Genomic DNA, 18126 nt, shown 5'->3' with positions numbered 1-18126 from the left:
AAAAACTCCGATAAGATCTTATCGGAGTTTAAAAGTATAAAAAATTAAATTCTTTATTCCTCTGTTTTTTCTTCTGCTTCACCTTCAGCAGCAGTTTCTTCAGCAACAACTTCTTCTGTTGCAGCTTCAGCTTCTACAGATTCAGTGGTTTCAGCCTCTTCAGGAGCATTTGCAGCAGCTTCAGCATCAGCAACTGCTTGAGCAGCTTCAGCTTCACGTTTAGCATTTACTTCTTTTTCAGCAGCTAATGCTTTTTCTTTTGCATCTGCTTTCGCTTTTGCTAAATTTTCTTTTTTGGCATCAACAAGACCCGCTTTTTCGTCTAACCAAGCATTGAATTTTGCTTCCGCTTGCTCTTCAGTTAAAGCACCTTTTCTAACACCTCCTGCCAAATGGTTTTTCAATAAAGCTCCTTTGTAAGACAAAATTGCTCTTGCAGTATCAGTTGGTTGTGCACCATTCTGAAGCCATTTTACAGCACCATCAACATCTAAATCGATAGTTGCAGGGTTAGTGTTTGGATTGTAAGCACCTAATTTTTCTAGGTATCTACCATCTCTTTTTGACCTTGAATCGGCCGCTACGATCCAGAAATAAGGTTTCCCTTTTTTACCGTGTCTTTGTAATCTAATTTTTACTGGCATATAAATTAATTTGTGAGGTTCACGACCTCGATTATTAATAAGTGCGCAAAGATACTGTTTTTTTGACAATTGACGATTTTTTATTCATAATTTATCAATCATTTAATTTTATTGTAATTTTTAACCTTTAAAAACGTTATTTTTTCTTTAATTAGCGGTTCAAAATTTTCTAGGAAAAAAGAAATTGATGAAAAAGATTGCCTTACTTTTCTTGACCTTACTAACTATATGGAGTTGCGGAGATGAAGTAGAGTTTAATACACCCGGATTTTCAGGGAATAAAAACTACAACCTTTGGCGAGCAACTTATTTTAGTGCATTTATTCAAAATGGTAATTTGAAAATTATTGCTGGTAATAATAATGAGGAGATGAGTTTTTATCTGTCTTCTTCAAATGCCAACACATATGTGTTATCTGATACAAGTGCTTCAAGGGCAGATTTTGTAGATTTTGAAGACATTGAATATTCAACTTCAAACCCACCTGATCCGAGTGTCTCTCTGTATCCTGAAATTGGACAAGTGGAGATTACTGAATCTACAGCTAGCTATGTTACAGGAACATTCAGATTCATTGCCTTTACAGACGATGGGTTGCAGTCTGTAGGTTTTAACGAAGGAGATTTCTATAGAATTCCGATTAATGGTGGAGGAGGTACTGGAAGTAATGTAAGTTGCCAGCAGGCGACAAATACTTTAGCTACAGCACAGGCGAACTATGCTGAAGTAATGCCAGGTGATGATAATTATACAGCTCGTTGCAATGCTTATAAAGCAGCGCTTCAACAAGCGAAAGCTTCATGTGGAGATGATACAGGTGCATTTCAGGCAATTATTGATAGTTTAGGAGATTGTAATTAGCAATTGAATTTTAAAATATATAAAGAAGAAACGCAATCCTAAAGATTGCGTTTTTTGTTTACAACTGTTTATAACTTTTGGGTTCAAAAAGTTTAAATTTTATGTAATTTTAAAAACTTTTCTTGTAAAGAAAAACACCAACAATTTAAAGAATTTCATTAAAAATTATTCGTGTATTCGTGGCTAAAACGACTAAACGACAAACTCTACAACAACAAAGTTAATAGATGTATTTAATCTTCGATACCGAAACAACAGGACTTCCCAAAAGATGGGATGCTCCAATTTCTGATGTAGATAATTGGCCAAGATGTATTCAAATTGCATGGCAACTGCATGACGATATGGGTAATTGTATCGATCATCAGGATTATTTGGTACAACCAGAAGGTTTCAATATTCCTTATGATGCCGAAAAAATTCATGGTATCTCCACTGAATTGGCGCAACAGGAAGGTGTTCCATTGATGGAGGTGTTGGATAAATTCAACACCGCTTTAAACAAGACTAAATTTGTTGTAGGGCAAAATTTGGGATTTGACCTAAATATTATGGGAGCAGAGTTTGTAAGGGCTGATGTAGCAAACAAACTTCAAGAGATTCCTGTTTTGGACACGTGTACCGAGCATACGGCTGAACTGTGTCAGTTGCCAGGCGGACGTTATGGGAAATTCAAATTGCCGACCTTGACGGAGTTGCACGAGCATTTATTCAATGAGCCTTTTGCTGAAGCACATAATGCTACGGCTGATGTGGAGGCTACAACACGCTGCTTTTTGGAATTGGTGCGTCTGGAAGAATATACCAAGGAAGAATTGGATGTGCCTGCTGACTATTTTGAAAATTTCAAAAAGGCAAATCCATCCACCATTCAGCTAATCGGTCTTAAGCACATCAACCTTAAACAGGAAAGTGCGAAAATCAAGAAGCAGATTAAAGCGCTTCAAGGATCGGATGAGCCTTCAAAAGCCGAGATTGCTCAAAATATTGAGGAATTAAAAGACTTGGATTTTGTGCATCTGCACAACCATTCTCAATTTTCGGTACTTCAATCTACCATCAGCATAAAAGATTTGGTGGCCAACGCGGTCAAACAAAAAATGCCTGCTGTAGCCTTGACAGATCACGCTAATATGATGGGAGCGTTTCATTTCGTAAGAGAAGTGAGCAATCACAATAAATCGGTGAAAGCTAAAAACGACGCTCTCATTGAAAAAGGTGAGAATCCTTCAGAAAGAGAACTAAAGCCAATAATAGGTTGTGAGTTTTTCGTATGTGAAGATCGACTCGATAAAACTCGAAAGGACAATGGTTATCAAATCGTCTTTTTGGCAAAGAATAAAAAGGGCTATCATAATCTGGCAAAACTCTCTTCTGTCGCTTACACCGAAGGGTTTTATTACGTACCTCGAATTGACAAACAAATCATTCAAAAATACAAGGATGATTTAATCGTTTTGACAGGGAATCTTTATGGTGAAGTGCCAAGCAAGGTCTTGAATATTGGTGAGAATCAGGCTGAAGAAGCACTTTTATGGTGGAAGGAAGAATTTGGTGAAGATCTATATATTGAATTGATGCGTCACAACCAAGAAGATGAGAATCGTGTGAATCCTGTCTTGATTGAATTTTCTAAAAAGCACAATGTAAAGGTAGTTGCTACCAACAATACCTATTACGCTGAAAAGTCTGACGCCAACGCTCACGATATTTTATTGTGTGTCAAAGATGGTGAAAAGCAAGCTACTCCTATAGGTCGTGGACGAGGTTATCGCTACGGAATGCCGAATCAGGAATACTATTTCAAATCTTCGGAGGAAATGAAATCCTTGTTTAAGGATATTCCTGATGCCATTTCAAATACTGAAGAGATTGTCAATAAAATTGAAAGCTATCAACTGGCAAGGGAAGTTTTGCTTCCGAAATTTGATATTCCTGAAGATTTTGAAAATGAAGATGATTATTTGCGTTATCTAACGTATGAAGGTGCAAAAAAAAGGTATGGTGAACTGACAGATGACGTCAAGGAGCGACTCGATTTTGAGTTGGATGTTATCAAAAATACTGGATATCCTGGTTATTTCTTGATCGTTGAAGACTTCATTCGTGAAGCCAGAAAAATGGATGTTTCCGTAGGTCCAGGACGTGGTTCAGCAGCAGGTTCTGTGGTAGCCTATTGTTTGTGGATTACCAATATCGACCCAATTAAATACGATTTACTATTTGAGCGTTTTTTGAATCCAGACCGTGTAAGTATGCCTGATATTGATATCGATTTTGATGATGAAGGTCGTGGTCGAGTTATGGACTATGTCATCAAAAAATATGGAAGCAGTCAAGTTGCGCAAATCATAACTTATGGAACGATGGCTGCAAAATCGTCCATTAGAGATACTGCTCGTGTTTTGGATTTACCGTTGTTTGATGCTGATAGAATCGCCAAATTGATTCCAACAATGTCAAAACTCGGAAAGATTTTCAGTTATGACGAGAAGCAATTGAGCAAAGTGTTTCGTGCTGAAGATTTGGAGAAAGTCAATCAACTGTTGAATATTTCCGAAGGACAAGATCTGGAAGCCGAAACGGTCAACTTGGCAAGAACCCTTGAAGGTTCAGTAAGAAATACTGGTATCCACGCTTGCGGCGTCATTATCACTCCAGACGACATCACCAATTTTGTGCCTGTAGCAACCGCAAAAGATTCTGAATTGTATGTGACTCAATTTGACAACTCCGTTGTTGAAGATGCTGGTTTATTGAAAATGGATTTTTTGGGTCTGAAAACGTTGACCCTAATAAAAGATACCGTCAAAATTGTTAAAGCAAAACACGATATCACGCTCGACCCAGATAATTTTCCTCTGGATGATGAAAAGACCTACGAGTTGTTTCAACGAGGAGAAACAGTCGGAATATTTCAGTATGAGTCGCCTGGAATGCAAAAACATATGAAAGACCTGAAACCTACGGTTTTTGATGATCTCATTGCTATGAACGCCTTGTATCGTCCGGGTCCAATGGAATACATTCCGAGTTTCATCCGCAGAAAACACGGCGATGAAGAGATTGTATACGATTTGGATGATATGGAAGAATATCTCAAGGAAACGTATGGAATTACAGTCTATCAGGAGCAGGTGATGTTATTGTCCCAGAAATTGGCAAATTTCACTAAAGGTGAAGCTGACGTTTTGCGTAAAGCGATGGGAAAAAAGATTTTCGCTGTACTCGAAAAAATGAAACCCAAATTTTTGGAAGGTGGCGAAAAAAACGGCCATCCAAAGGACGTTCTCGAAAAAATTTGGAAAGACTGGGAAGCTTTTGCGAGTTACGCTTTCAATAAATCGCACTCCACTTGTTATGCTTGGATAGCCTATCAAACCGCCTATTTAAAAGCGCATTATCCTGCTGAATATATGGCAGCTGTACTTTCAAATAATATGAATGATATCAAACAGGTAACATTTTTTATGGAAGAATGCAAGCGAATGAAATTGAACGTACTTGGACCAGATGTCAATGAATCTTACTATAAATTCTCTGTAAATAAAGACAATGCTGTCCGATTCGGAATGGGAGCCATAAAAGGTGTTGGTCAAGGCGCAGTGTTGACAATTGTTGAAAACAGAAAAAAAGATGGTCATTACAGATCCATTTTTGATATGGCCAAACGTATTGATTTGCGTGCTGCCAATAAAAAAGCCTTTGAAAATTTGGCATTGGCTGGAGGTTTTGATTGTTTCAAAGAAACCCATAGAGCACAATATTTTTCTGATGATGGTGACGGTGTCACGTTTTTAGAGAAAGCAATCCGTTATGGTAGCAAACATCAGGAGAATGAAAATTCTGCCCAAGTGAGTTTATTTGGAGATGCGAGTGATGTTCAAATTGCAGAGCCTCAAGTGCCACCTTGTGAAGAATGGGGAACGATGGAAAAATTGGCAAGGGAAAAGGAGGTAGTCGGTATTTATATTTCAGGGCATCCTCTGGATGATTTTAAAATTGAAATGACTACCTTCTGCAATGCAAGTCTTGCTCATTTAAAAGATTTGGAATCTTATGTGAATCGAGAGCTTTCTTTTGGCGGTGTTGTGACGGATATTCAACATCGAGTCAGTAAGCAAGGAAAAGGCTGGGCATCTTTTATGGTTGAGGATTATACAGACAGTTACGAGTTTAGGATTTTCGGAGAAGAATATTTGAAGTTTAGGCATTTTCTAGTGAAAAATTCATTTGTTTATGTCAAAATAAGAATTTCGGAAGGCTGGACCAACAAAGAAACTGGCAAGAAAAGTGATCCTCGCATTCAGTTTAATAGTTTCCAGTTATTGCATGACGTGATGGATACTTATGCGAAGAAGCTATCGGTACAGTTGGATATCAGAGATTTGCAAGAAAAACGTATACAAGTGCTAAACGATTTATTCAAAATGCACGAAGGTAATCATGCGTTGAATTTTGTAATTTATGACAACGAAGAAAAGCTAAAATTGAATATGCCAAGCCGAAAACAAAAAGTAAAAATTTCGCAAGAGCTTTTGGATGAATTGTCAAATCATGATGTGTATTATAAATTGAATTAACTGTCATAACAGCAGTCAATCTGGCAATAATCAAAACAAATGTTAAGCACGTAAGGTTTGGCAGAATTTTTGACTAATTTTGCATATTGATTAGAAGTAAAACCTAAAGATAGAAATTATGGCATTAGAGATAACAGATGCAACGTTTGAAGAAACAGTATTAAAAAGCGATAAACCAGTAATGGTTGATTTTTGGGCTGCTTGGTGTGGACCATGTAGAATGGTTGGGCCAATCATTGACCAAATCAGTCAAGAATATGAAGGAAAAGCAGTTGTTGGTAAGGTTGATGTTGACGCAAACCAAGAGTTTGCTGCAAAATACGGTGTGAGAAATATACCAACAGTTTTGGTGTTCCAAAATGGAGAGGTCGTAGGAAGGCAAGTAGGTGTGGCACCTAAAAATGCTTACACTGACGCAATCGATTCTCTTTTATAAATAAGTATCCAAAAGAAATGATAAAAGGTTTGCTGTAATGGTAAACCTTTTTTTATTTTAGTTAAAAATTAAAAAACAATGAGTAATAAAACTAAAATACAAGACGCCATAGACAGTAAATTGATTGAAGAAAGAAAGGTTTTTCTTTGGGGAATGGTGGACGATAAATCAGCAAAACACGTCATTGACCGTTTGATGTATCTCGATGCTTTAGAGACTAAAGACATTCATCTTTATATCAATAGTCCTGGTGGTTATGTCACTTCAGGCTTTGCAATGTATGACTGCATGAAATCTTTAAAAAGTGATGTGTCGACCATTTGTACTGGTTTTGCCGCTTCTATGGGTTCAATTTTGTTGTCAGCAGGAGAAAAAGGCAAACGTTTCATCCAGCCACACGCTCGTGTGATGATTCATCAACCAAGTGGTGGGGCAAGAGGTGTTGCCAGTGATATCGAAATCACGGCACAGGAAATTCTAAAAACTAAAGAATTGAGCGCTCGTCTTTTGGCCGAAAACTGTGGACAATCTATCGAAAAAATTATGAAAGATTTCAACCGTGACCATTGGATGGGAGCACAAGAGTCTGTTGAATACGGCATTGTCGACCAAATTTTAAAATAGTACAATTTGAATGGATTTACAGCAAGAACTGAATAAAACAGGAGGTTTTAAAAACCTCGAACTTCTCGCCAAGCAGGTTGTTGAAGGTTTTATTGCGGGAATGCATAAAAGTCCATTTCATGGGTTTTCGGCTGAGTTCGCTGAACATAAAATCTACAATCAAGGAGAAAGCACCAAGCATATCGATTGGAAACTATATGCCAAAACGGATAAGCTTTTCACCAAAAGATATGATGAAGAAACCAACCTTCGTTGCCATTTGATCATTGATAATAGTAGTTCCATGCATTATCCTAGAATGAAGGAATTCGGCATCAACAAGCTCAATAAAATAGCCTTTTCAGCGTTGGCATCGGCAAGTTTGATGCACATCCTCAAAAAGCAGAGAGATGCGGTTGGTTTGAGCATTTACAGTGATGCCTATGATTTTTATTCACCGGAAAAAGGAAGTGAACGTCATCATCAGATGCTTTTGGGCCAATTGAGTAACATGGTGGCAACTAAACCTATAAACAAGCAAACAGAAACCTATACTTATTTACACCAAATAGCAGAAAATATTCATCGACGCTCTTTGATCTTCTTTTTTACGGATATGTTTCAAACCTCAACAGATGAGACAAAGTTGTTTGAAGCCTTACGACACTTAAAACATAACAAACATGAAGTTGTGCTTTTTCATGTATTTGATAGTGAGAAAGAATTGAAATTTGATTTTGACAATGCTCCTAAACGCTTTATTGATGTTGAAACTGGCGAACACATCAATTTATATCCTGATTCCATTAAGGATAATTATGAATCAGATGTTCAAGCTTATTTTGATGAATTGAGATTAAAATGTGGTCAATATCAAATTAAATATGTGGAAGCCGACATTACGAAATCATTTGATAAAATACTCACAACCTATATGGTAGAACGCGGTAAATTCAAATGATTAAAAATTTTAAAAAAATTAGAGCAAAATATTTGCGTTATAAAAAACAGAACGTATATTTGCAACCGCAATTATGCGAACGGTCTGGTAGTTCAGTTGGTTAGAATGCCGCCCTGTCACGGCGGAGGTCGCGGGTTCGAGTCCCGTCCAGACCGCAAAAATTGCTGAAAGCTCCAAAATGTTTGGGGCTTTTTTTGGCAGTTAAAAGTAGTTGTGTTGTTTCCGGAGTAATATTCGGAAAGTAGTGATGCCAAATTGTAGTTTGGTATTGCCAATGAAAGGCTTTCCTTGTTTCGACTCGTTCGGAATTTGGGATGCTTTTTTGTTTTAGGGCTCCATAGTTCAAGGGATAGAACAAAAGTTTCCTAAACTTTAGATCCAGGTTCGAGTCCTGGTGGAGCTACAATTCTTCAGCATTTGACAAGAAAATGCATTAAATTTACATTTATTAATTCAAACTGTTTAACATGAATTATCTGTTCAAAGTGCTCACTCTCGCAATATGTTTTACCATATCAATGCCATCTTTTGCCCAAAAAAAATCTGTAGAAAAAATTATAATTAAATCTATTGACAAAAGTAATGCAGAAGCATTGGATTTATTGCGAACAGCTGTAAACATCAATAGTGGTACCATGAATTTTGAAGGTGTGAGGAAAGTGGGAGAGCTCTTTAAAGCAGAATTAGATGAACTTGGATTTAAAACTGTGTTGACATCAGGTGATGATTATGGTAGAGCAGGGCATTTAATTGCAAGAATAGAAGGAGGTAAGGGACCAAAATTTTTATTGATAGGTCATTTGGACACGGTTTTTGAACTAGATAGTCCATTTCAGGAATACAGAATGGTAAACGATTCTATTATGAATGGTCCAGGTGTTTCTGATATGAAAGGAGGTGATGTCATTATCATTCTGGCCATGAAAGCACTAAAGGATGCTGGTGTTCTGAATAGTATGAATATTGAGATTGTTATGACTGGCGACGAAGAAAAGAGTGGAAAGCCTTTGGAACTTTCCAAAAAAGATTTGGTGGAAGCTGCGAAATGGGCTGACATAGCTTTGGGTTTTGAAAATGCCGATGGCAATCGTCAAACTATTGTTACTTCGAGAAGAGGATCTACCGATTGGGAATTAAAAGTCAATGGCAAGCCAGCACACTCCTCTCAAATTTTTACAGAAAATGTGGGTGTAGGAGCTATTTATGAGGCATCTCGTATCTTAAATGAATTTTATTTAAAGCTGTCCAAAGAAGAAAATTTGACCTTTAATCCTGGCTTTATCATAGGAGGAACATCTTTAGATAAAAATAAAGATTTGACAGGTGGTCATGCGCTCGGCAAAACAAATGTCGTTGCACAGGAGGTAGTTGTGCGGGGAGACATTAGAGCAATTTCACCAGAACAACTTGAAAATGCCAAATTGGAAATGATAAGCATAGCTTCGAAAAGCTACAACGGTACAGTGGCAGAAATAATTTTTGGTGATGGTGGATATCCTCCTATGGCTTCAACAGTAGGTAATAAGCAGTTGTTGGAAATCTATAGCCAAGTGAGTCAAGATTTGGGTTTTGGGGGCATCACTCCTGTCAATCCACGCAATGCTGGTGCTGCTGATATTTCGTTCACTTCTGGGTATGTTGATATGGCTATCGATGGACTTGGTTTAACCGGCGGTGTTGATGACCACACCATTAGAGAAACAGGTAATTTGAATAATGTGTCTGAGCAAGCAAAAAAGGCTGCAGTTTTGATTTACAGAATGGCTTTTAAAAAATAGCTTGCCTATCTAACACTAGCGCAAATTGTTCATAAGTTTTTAATAAAATCATTCTTAAATGTTATTTCATCGATAAAATATTGCTTTTAATCGATTAATTTTTATTTTTGTGTTGTGATTAACATATATTAGCAGTCCTTCTTAAGCCCCAAACACTTATTTAGGACATATTTAATCCATTTTTTTTGCAATTTAGGTTGCCTGTAGTTTCCCTCATTTTATTATAATACTTAATTGGTATTATATTTTGAATAATTAATAATCCATTCTTCCCTCGAAAGGCATTTTTGCATGCCCTAAAATTATTAATTAACTAAATCTAATATATACTAATGTATAACTTTAAAATGAATCCCATGAAAGCCCTAAAAATTACTCTATTATTAGCATTATTTGTAGCTGTTTCAAGTCAAACTGAAAAGAAGACTGATAAAGATACAGTCGATACTTATGAAACAACAAAAGCTCATTACGATTTGATTGCTCACTCTCGCAATGAGGTGAAAATACCAGACCAAGGTTAATAAATTTTAGAATATATTTTAATTAGCTCTCGCCTTAATTGTCGAGGGCTAAATGTCTTTGTATTACGCTCAAACTTTAAATTTTCTTAAATTTCATTATTTCTCTTACCTTTGAGAGTATAACCACGGATTTTAAGAGTGTCTCGAATTTCATTTTTTCTTCTGTTTTTTTTTGCTTGGAATAGCAGTATTTGTCTTTCTCAAGAAGCCAAAAATAAATCTGTTTATGATAGCGTAATTTTCTTAAGAAGTCAAGGCAACAATAAAAAGCTGAATCTTCAAGATCGTGTGAAATATGCAAATCGTGCGGTTTCATTATCAATAAAACTTAAATCTGACACAACCCTTTTAAAGAGTAGGCGTGTATTGTCAACAGCTTTACTTTACAGTGGAGATTACGATGGTTTTAGGCTTCAAAACCGAAAAACATTGTTGCTAGCGGAAAAATTGAGCGACACTTTGGAGTTGGGTCAATCAATGCATAATTTAGGCTGGTATTATTATCAAAAAAGAACACAAAATGATAGCGCCTATTTTTATTTAACCAACGCTATTGAATTATACGATAAGGTAGATAGAAAATCTAGCCAAGTTGAAATATTACAAAATCTTTCTGAAATCCTGCAATATGAAAAGGATTACTTGGGAAGTGAAGAAAATGCTATAAGAGGATTGAAATTGCTATCAGAACTGCCAAAAACGGAATCTAATTTAATTTCAACTTACCAACTTTATACTAATCTCGGAATAATTTCATTAGAATTAAACCGTTATGATGAATCTATTGATTATCATCAAAAGGCCCTTGAAATAGCTAAAAAACGAGAAAATGGTTTTTTGCCAATGTTATACTCTATAAACAACGAAGCATTTGTTCATAGAGAAAAAGGTGATAAGCAGACTGCACAAAAACTCTACAGAGAGATACTTGAAGAAGACAATCTTTTTAATCTAGATCCCACGTTCTATGCTTTGGTTTCTGACAACTTGGCCTATACGCAATTTCTAAATGGAGATAAAGATTATGACAAACTGGAGAAAATTTTCAGGCGTGCTTATAAAATAGCGGATAGTCTAGAGGATCCAATCACGAAATTGGCAACAACCATTGACATAGCCCATTTCTATAAAGCTCAAAGTAAGATCGACAGTTCGCTACATTATGCGAAAGAAACTTATGATCTGGCTAAACTTACTTCAGAAAATGATATGCTGCTTGAGTCGTTGTTGTTGCTTTCAGAACTGAAACCTGGAGAAGAAGGAAAGAAATATCTTAATGAACATATCAAATTAAGTGATAGCTTGCTTCAGAATGAACGAGGGTTTCGAAATAAGTCTGCTCGGGTTCAATTTGAAACCGACCAAATTGAGCAGGAAAATGAGCGTATTGCTACGCAACGATTTTGGCTTTTGATTGTCTCCATTGTATTATTGGTTACCTTGTTTTTATTGTACATCATAATTTCTCAAAGAACCAAGAACAAAGAGCTTCAATTTGAAAAAGATCAACAGCAAGCCAACGAAGAAATTTATAATCTGATGCTATCCCAGCAAGATAAAGTGGATGAGGCCAGAGCACAGGAAAAAAAGCGAATTTCTGAAGAAATTCATGACGGTGTTCTGGGCAGATTATTCGGAACACGGTTGAGTCTTGATACATTTAATTTTAAAGATGGACCAGAAGCTGCAAAAACAAGATTACAATACATAAATGATCTAAAAGATATTGAACAAGATATTCGAAAAATATCTCACGACCTAAATACAGATTTCGTTGCAGGCTCTGGTTTTATGGATATTGTTGAAACATTGGTACAAAATCAAACTCAAGCTTATAACCTCAAGTATGAGTTTTATTACAGTGATGATATCAATTGGGAGGTAATCCCAAATAAAACAAAAATCCATATTTATAGAATCCTACAGGAATCTATGCAGAATATCTATAAGCATGCCGAGGCAACCCATATAAAAATTAGTTTTGAACTAAAAAATAATGTAATTTTAATGACCATCAAAGATGATGGTAAAGGTTTTGTTTTCAATAAAAGTAAAAAAGGAATAGGTCTAAAAAACATCAATTCACGTGTGGAGGAAGTTAATGGTTTGGTTGAATTTGATTCTGTAATTGATGAGGGTACGACTATTTCAATAAAAATCCCCTTCTCGAACAACCAACTATGAACCAAGTAATCAATATTTTGATGGTTGACGACCATCCGATTATTATCGAAGGCTATCAAAACACCTTGATGGCTACCAAAAAAGACAATCAGACCTTGATTATCGACACTGCGAATGATTGTGACACGGCCGATTTGTTGATGAGAAGGGCAGCTCGGGAAAAGCCATACGACGTATTGTTTTTCGATATTAGAATTCCACCCTCAAGAGATGGATTGTTGACTTCAGGTGAAGATTTGGCAAAGCTTTCAAAACAGCTGATGCCGAACGCAAAAGTGATCATTCTGACTATGTTTAATGAATCTTATCGTATTCATAACATCATTAAAAACATCAATCCAGATGGCTTTCTGATTAAAAGTGATTTGACCTCAAGTGAGTTGGCGGAGGCATTTCAGCATATTATGGTCTCTCCACCTTATTACAGTAGCACTGTGAATCAATTTTTAAATAAGTTGGTTGTAAATGAGATTCAAATTGATGAAATCAATAGAAAAATTCTTTACTTACTTTCCCAAGGCATCAAAACACGAAGTTTGACCGAGCATATCGATCTTTCAATGAGCTCTATTGAAAAGAGAAAAAAACAGTTAAAAGAACTTTTTTCAATAGATGATGGTAAGGACGAAACCCTTATAAGTGAGGCCAGAAAAAAAGGTTTTATATAAAATCACGACAATTTTTCTGATTTTCTACAGATTTTTTCAATTTTATTTGCTGTGTAATCCATTACTATACTTGAATATTACGGTTTTTCCGTAATGAGGTTACGGTTTTTCCACGTCAAAAAGTTATATCACTTTCCTATATTTGACTTGTCAACAAGCAAATAGTAATCCCTCTAGTAATTTGTTGAATTAATAGCAAAAAAGAATAAACCCGATATTTCAATTCTGATGTATCGGGTTTTATTTTTCAACTTACTTCAATAATTTTAACTAAAAATTTAGTTTAAACTAAAAAATTAGTTATATTTACAATTCCAACTACTTAATTTTTAAGAATATGAAACAATTGACAAAAGCGGAAGAAGAAATTATGCAGATATTGTGGCAACTTAAAAAGGCTAATGTGAGAGCCATTATACACGAATTGCCAGAGCCAAAACCAGCATACAATACTGTTTCAACAATTGTCCGAATTTTGGAGAATAAGCGTTTTGTGGATTATGAAAAAGAAGGGAAAGGTCATCTGTATTTTCCTGTAGTGCAAAAACAAGAATACAGTAATCAGAGCTTGCATACACTCGTCGACAACTATTTTCAAGGATCTTTTAAAAGTATGGTGTCTTTCTTTGTGAAGAAAAATGACATCAGTTTAAATGAGTTAGAATCAGTTTTAAAGGAAATGAACAAAAAACAAGATTGATATGCTACATTATATATTACAAACCGTCGCTTTTCAGTTGTTTTTCTTGATCATTTATGATCTGCTACTCAAGAAAGAAACATTTTTTAATTGGAACCGTTTTTATCTGCTTTTTACAGCTTTGGCTTCCGTTCTGTTACCTTTCATAAAATTTGAAGTTGTCAAAACCATTGTCCCGCAGCAATTTGTAGTTCGTTTGCCAGAAGTTATTATTGGCAACATTTCCTCTGCGCCTGTTGAAACCGTTGGAGGTATTTCACAGCAGGCCAATGTCAATCCGGGTTTAATCTGGGATTGGAACTATTTGCTGTATTTCGGAATGGCTGTGGCTGCACTAATTCTGGCTTATAAGTTTATTAAAATTAATAATCTCATAGAGAAAAATCCGAAACGATGGAAACGTAATTTCGTCATCATCAGTTTAAAGAATAGTAAGGAAGCATTTTCATTTTTTAACTATGTTTTTTTGGGAGAACAAATTGATCAAAATGAAAAGGAAACGGTTCTAAAGCACGAATTGGTACACGTCTCGCAAAAACATAGTTGGGATTTGATGTTCTTTGAAGTGTTGAGGATTTTATTTTGGTTCAATCCTTTAATTTATATGTATCAAAGTAGAATTGCCACGCTGCACGAATACATAGCGGATGAACAAGCTTTGAAACAAAGCGATAAAAAACAGTATTACGAAAAGCTGCTTTCACGAGTTTTTGACACCAATCAAATCTCCTTTACAAATACTTTTTTCAATCAATCATTAATCAAAAAACGACTAGTTATGTTAAACAAATCAAAATCAAACCGTATCAATTTAGTTAAATACGCGCTCTTAATTCCAATGATTTTTGGAATGTTAATTTACACATCCTGTCAAGACGAAACTGAAATTGCAAATGAAGAAATTTCACTTGATAAATATTCCTATACGTTAAAAATGCCAGGGCAAATGAATGATGAACAACGCAGAATCCATAAGGAATATGAATCATTTTTAAGAAATAATCCTGAATATGTAGCTTGGGCTTTTATAGATTATCTTAAGGACGAAGTGCATTATTCGGTACACAAAAAAGAAAAGCCAATTCCAGAAGGATTTATTGAGCTTAAGGTTGAAGGTCCTAATGATGAAAAGCCATATACTATGTTTATGAATCTGAAAAATTCAACAACAACGAATACATCTGATATTAAGTTTGTACCCAATGATTATGAAGACGCAATCGAAGTCCCATTTTCAGTTATAGAAGAAGCCCCGACTCTTTCCCAATGTAATGACCTTGCTACCAATGACGAGAAACGTGACTGTTTTAGAGATTTTGTTAATGATTTTGTCAATAAAAACTTTAACACCAATATAGCCAAAGAATTTGGTTTAACGGGAAGACAACGTATTTCCGTTTTGTTCAAAATTGATAAAGAAGGAAATATTGTAGATGTGATGTCTCGTGCGTCACATCCACAACTTGAAGCGGAAGCCATACGTGTCATCAAAAGCTTACCACAAATGATACCTGGAAGACAGAAAGGTAAAACAGTAGTTGTTCCGTACAGTTTGCCAATTATATTCCAAGTCAGTGAATAGGTTTTCAATAATGTTTTTAGTGTTAGTAGTTTTCAAAGCCGAAGCCCAAATTTCGGTTTTGAAGCTTGCTGATAGTTTATATGCTACTGGCAATTATTCCAAAGCCATTGAGCATTACAAAAAAGTTGATAATGCTGCCGAGGTGCAGGAACAGATAGCCAAATCATTTTTAGCATTGGGCAATTATGACGCAGCACTATCAAGCTATAAGAGCGCTCTGGAAGCCCATCCGCAGGATGTATTATTGAAATTTGATTATGCCAAATTACTTCGTTCCACAAAACATAACAAGGAATCTACTGCGCTTTTGAGGGAATTGGTACAAACCGATGACAAAAATCCAAATTACCATTATGAACTAGGTGTTACGCTCGAACATTTGAATGATTCCACAGCAATGAATCATTATCGTTTGGCTTTTGAATCTGATAACACTCATCAAAAAGCCATTTATAAAATCGCAAGGCAATTATTGTCTAAACGCAAACACCAAGAATCACTTCAATTTATCAAAATTGGTTTGGATTCTTATGAAAATAACATAGAACTCATCAGTTTAAAGGCCCAAAACTATTATTGGATGGAAGATTATCGAGAGTCGGCCAAATGGTTTGAAAAATTGATAGAATTGGGTGAATCCTCACAATTCATTCACGAAAGTTTGGGTTATTGTTATATGGCGCATTACAATTACAAAAAGGCTGTAGAGCAAGGATTGTTGGCTTTAGAGTATGACCCAAAACATTTCAAAAACCTCTTCATTCTTGGTCAGGCGTATGAAGGTTTGGAAGATTTTCCCAATGCCGAAAAATATATGGCTTTGGCGCTTGAAATAAGGGATGTTCCATTGGACGACGAATATACAAGGCTTGGTAAGGTGCTAAATAGACAAGAAAAATACAAGGAGGCGATTGAGGTTTTGCAAAAGGCATTGAAAATCAATCCGAATAATGACTTTGCACAATTCTATCTGTTAATGGCAAAAGAGCGATATTATGGCGACCTGAAAGTAAAACTTAAGCTTCACGAAGATTTTAAAACCAAATACCCGAAAAATCCTTTCATTTATTGGGTAGATAGACATATCAAAGAGTTAAAGGAAGAAATATTCTTGAATGCCGAAGATTGAAGCTTGAATGCCATCACAAGTTGAGCCTTTGTAGGCAATGCATCATTAGATATCAAAAAAAATTGTACTTTTCGGTTTCACTATCAATCTGAATGAAACGACTTGCCGTAATTGTATGTTTTGCAATGTTGATGTCTTGCAACTATTTCGACAAAAAGAAAATCGATACCAAAGAGATTCTTGACGAAGAGTTGAAATCCATCAATTGGAATGATGTCGATGAATATCCAACTTTCAGTATTTGCGATGCTTCACCTGATAAGAAAATCTGTTTTGAGGATTTTCTTCGAAACAAATTGAACGAGAATCTATTGAAGCAAAACATTGTCATTACTGAAGATGTCAATGATACAGTCATTTTAAAAATTCATATAGACAAAGAAGGCAATTTCAGCATCAAAGATGTGAAAAGTAGTGATGTCATAAAGACTCAAATACCCAAGCTAGACAGCATTTTGCGCCATAGTTTTGACTCTCTACCTCAAATACATCCAGCTATTAAACGTGGACAGCAAGTTGCTACAGAGTTTAATCTCCCAGTAATTGTGAATAGCAATTGATACCGTTTACAACTGCATTTTATAGCCAACGGTAAAGTCGGTCGAAAAGTTATCTTGATTGTCCAAAAACGCAGCGAATAATTGATTGTATCCAATGGTAACAAAACTCTTGTCTGACACTCTAATATCTGCTCCAATTCCGAAGATAAAAGGAACATCAAACGCTGTGTCCGTAACTTCTTCTAACATCACAGTGCCACTATTTGCAACAGCAATCGTCGCTTTTGAAAAGTTAAGTGTAGCTGCTTTAACATCAGCAAACAAATTAAAACCTCTAGATTTTACAAATCGAAAACGGTACCCTAAAGATAATTCGGTTGTGGAATACGGAAACTCATCCTTGTCTTCCAAGACGTGGCGAACTTGAAAAAAGCCAGAATGACGAGGTGATTCACGACCTTCAGAAACTTCCAGCTCTGCTCCGAAAAGTGGTGTCTTCACATTGTCTGGATTCTCAACAAAAGGACTATTGGTAATGCCTCCAAACACCATCAAACGCAATTGTGCTTTGCTCTTTGAATGTGTCGATTCAAAATTGGAATCTTGACTTTTATTGTAATCTTCAATATATGAGATAAGACTTGGAAGTGTCAAATTCACTTTGCTGGCAGACATTCCTGATGTAGCATTTTCAAGAGTGGCTTTGTATTGTTCCTGATAATTGTCGTTATCATCGCGTGTATTGACAAGTTCTTTAATGCTTCCATCAGATGTTTTTATGAAATAACGATACTCATTGTCAATAATATTCCAAAGCAAATCAAGCTTTCCGTCAACTTCGGTTTTAAGTTGAATCGTTTCACCATCAATAGAATAACTTTGTTGGGCTGTCAAAGTTGAATAACTTAACACAAAGCACATCAAAAAAAGAATCTTTCTCATAACAAAGGCAATTTTATAGAGTAAATCTAA

The 18126-nt window shown here is 35.8% G+C and carries 15 protein-coding genes and 2 tRNA genes; 15 read left to right on the top strand and 2 right to left on the bottom strand.

Annotation, left to right across the window (positions count from 1 at the left end; genetic code table 11):
* Nucleotides 1-53 precede the first annotated feature (53 nt).
* The gene (locus M0G43_RS00980; RefSeq protein WP_248022628.1) at nucleotides 54-644 is read right to left on the bottom strand and encodes a 30S ribosomal protein S16; all 591 of its coding nucleotides are present in this window, start codon (nucleotides 642-644) and stop codon (nucleotides 54-56) included.
* 187 nt (nucleotides 645-831) lie between these two features.
* Here M0G43_RS00980 and M0G43_RS00975 point away from each other — a divergent pair, with 187 nt between their 5' ends.
* The 15 genes from M0G43_RS00975 (at nucleotide 832) to M0G43_RS00905 (ending at nucleotide 17214) form a co-directional block, all read left to right on the top strand.
* Entirely contained in the window at nucleotides 832-1506 is a 675-nt protein-coding gene (locus tag M0G43_RS00975) for a DUF6252 family protein (RefSeq protein ID WP_248022627.1), read from the top strand.
* Between the two features lie 227 nt (nucleotides 1507-1733).
* A complete protein-coding gene (dnaE, locus tag M0G43_RS00970; RefSeq protein ID WP_248022626.1) occupies nucleotides 1734-6089 on the top strand; it encodes a DNA polymerase III subunit alpha in 4356 nt (1451 codons plus the stop codon).
* A 118-nt stretch (nucleotides 6090-6207) separates the two neighbouring features.
* Entirely contained in the window at nucleotides 6208-6525 is a 318-nt protein-coding gene (gene trxA, locus M0G43_RS00965; protein WP_248022625.1) for a thioredoxin, read from the top strand.
* A gap of 78 nt (nucleotides 6526-6603) precedes the next feature.
* Nucleotides 6604-7149: a ClpP family protease gene (locus M0G43_RS00960; protein WP_248022624.1), complete on the top strand. Its 546-nt coding sequence runs from the start codon at nucleotides 6604-6606 to the stop codon at nucleotides 7147-7149.
* 10 nt (nucleotides 7150-7159) lie between these two features.
* Nucleotides 7160-8089, top strand: coding sequence for a DUF58 domain-containing protein (locus M0G43_RS00955; RefSeq protein ID WP_248022623.1), 930 nt, complete (start codon nucleotides 7160-7162; stop codon nucleotides 8087-8089).
* Between the two features lie 81 nt (nucleotides 8090-8170).
* A tRNA-Asp gene (locus M0G43_RS00950) sits at nucleotides 8171-8244 on the top strand.
* A gap of 176 nt (nucleotides 8245-8420) precedes the next feature.
* Nucleotides 8421-8492, top strand: a tRNA-Arg gene (locus M0G43_RS00945).
* 64 nt (nucleotides 8493-8556) lie between these two features.
* On the top strand, nucleotides 8557-9867 hold the full coding sequence (locus tag M0G43_RS00940; protein WP_248022622.1) for a M20/M25/M40 family metallo-hydrolase: 1311 nt from the start codon (nucleotides 8557-8559) through the stop codon (nucleotides 9865-9867).
* A 356-nt stretch (nucleotides 9868-10223) separates the two neighbouring features.
* Entirely contained in the window at nucleotides 10224-10391 is a 168-nt protein-coding gene (locus M0G43_RS00935; protein ID WP_248022621.1) for a hypothetical protein, read from the top strand.
* Nucleotides 10392-10529: 138 nt separating this feature from the next.
* The gene (locus M0G43_RS00930) at nucleotides 10530-12575 is read left to right on the top strand and encodes a tetratricopeptide repeat protein (RefSeq protein ID WP_248022620.1); all 2046 of its coding nucleotides are present in this window, start codon (nucleotides 10530-10532) and stop codon (nucleotides 12573-12575) included.
* Complete coding sequence (locus tag M0G43_RS00925) at nucleotides 12572-13243, top strand: response regulator (protein WP_248022619.1); 672 nt, start codon at nucleotides 12572-12574, stop codon at nucleotides 13241-13243. The genes M0G43_RS00930 and M0G43_RS00925 overlap by 4 nt, the downstream gene beginning before the upstream one ends.
* A 337-nt stretch (nucleotides 13244-13580) precedes the next feature.
* On the top strand, nucleotides 13581-13943 hold the full coding sequence (locus M0G43_RS00920) for a BlaI/MecI/CopY family transcriptional regulator (RefSeq protein WP_248022618.1): 363 nt from the start codon (nucleotides 13581-13583) through the stop codon (nucleotides 13941-13943).
* Between the two features lies 1 nt (nucleotide 13944).
* Complete coding sequence (locus tag M0G43_RS00915) at nucleotides 13945-15525, top strand: M56 family metallopeptidase (RefSeq protein WP_248022617.1); 1581 nt, start codon at nucleotides 13945-13947, stop codon at nucleotides 15523-15525.
* A 19-nt stretch (nucleotides 15526-15544) separates the two neighbouring features.
* Nucleotides 15545-16654 (top strand): tetratricopeptide repeat protein, encoded by a 1110-nt coding sequence (locus M0G43_RS00910; protein WP_248022616.1) that lies wholly within the window; start codon nucleotides 15545-15547, stop codon nucleotides 16652-16654.
* A 92-nt stretch (nucleotides 16655-16746) separates the two neighbouring features.
* Nucleotides 16747-17214: a hypothetical protein gene (locus M0G43_RS00905; protein ID WP_248022615.1), complete on the top strand. Its 468-nt coding sequence runs from the start codon at nucleotides 16747-16749 to the stop codon at nucleotides 17212-17214.
* Nucleotides 17215-17220: 6 nt separating this feature from the next.
* Here the strand turns inward: M0G43_RS00905 and M0G43_RS00900 are convergent, their stop codons facing one another.
* Nucleotides 17221-18096 carry a hypothetical protein gene (locus M0G43_RS00900; RefSeq protein WP_248022614.1) on the bottom strand — a complete coding sequence of 292 codons (876 nt, stop codon included), beginning with the start codon at nucleotides 18094-18096 and terminating at the stop codon, nucleotides 17221-17223.
* Between the last annotated feature and the right edge of the window lie 30 nt (nucleotides 18097-18126).

It is taken from the genome of Subsaxibacter sp. CAU 1640 (assembly GCF_023156585.1).
GTDB lineage: Bacteria > Bacteroidota > Bacteroidia > Flavobacteriales > Flavobacteriaceae > JBPOFM01.
This window is presented reverse-complemented; position numbering and strand designations above follow the sequence as displayed.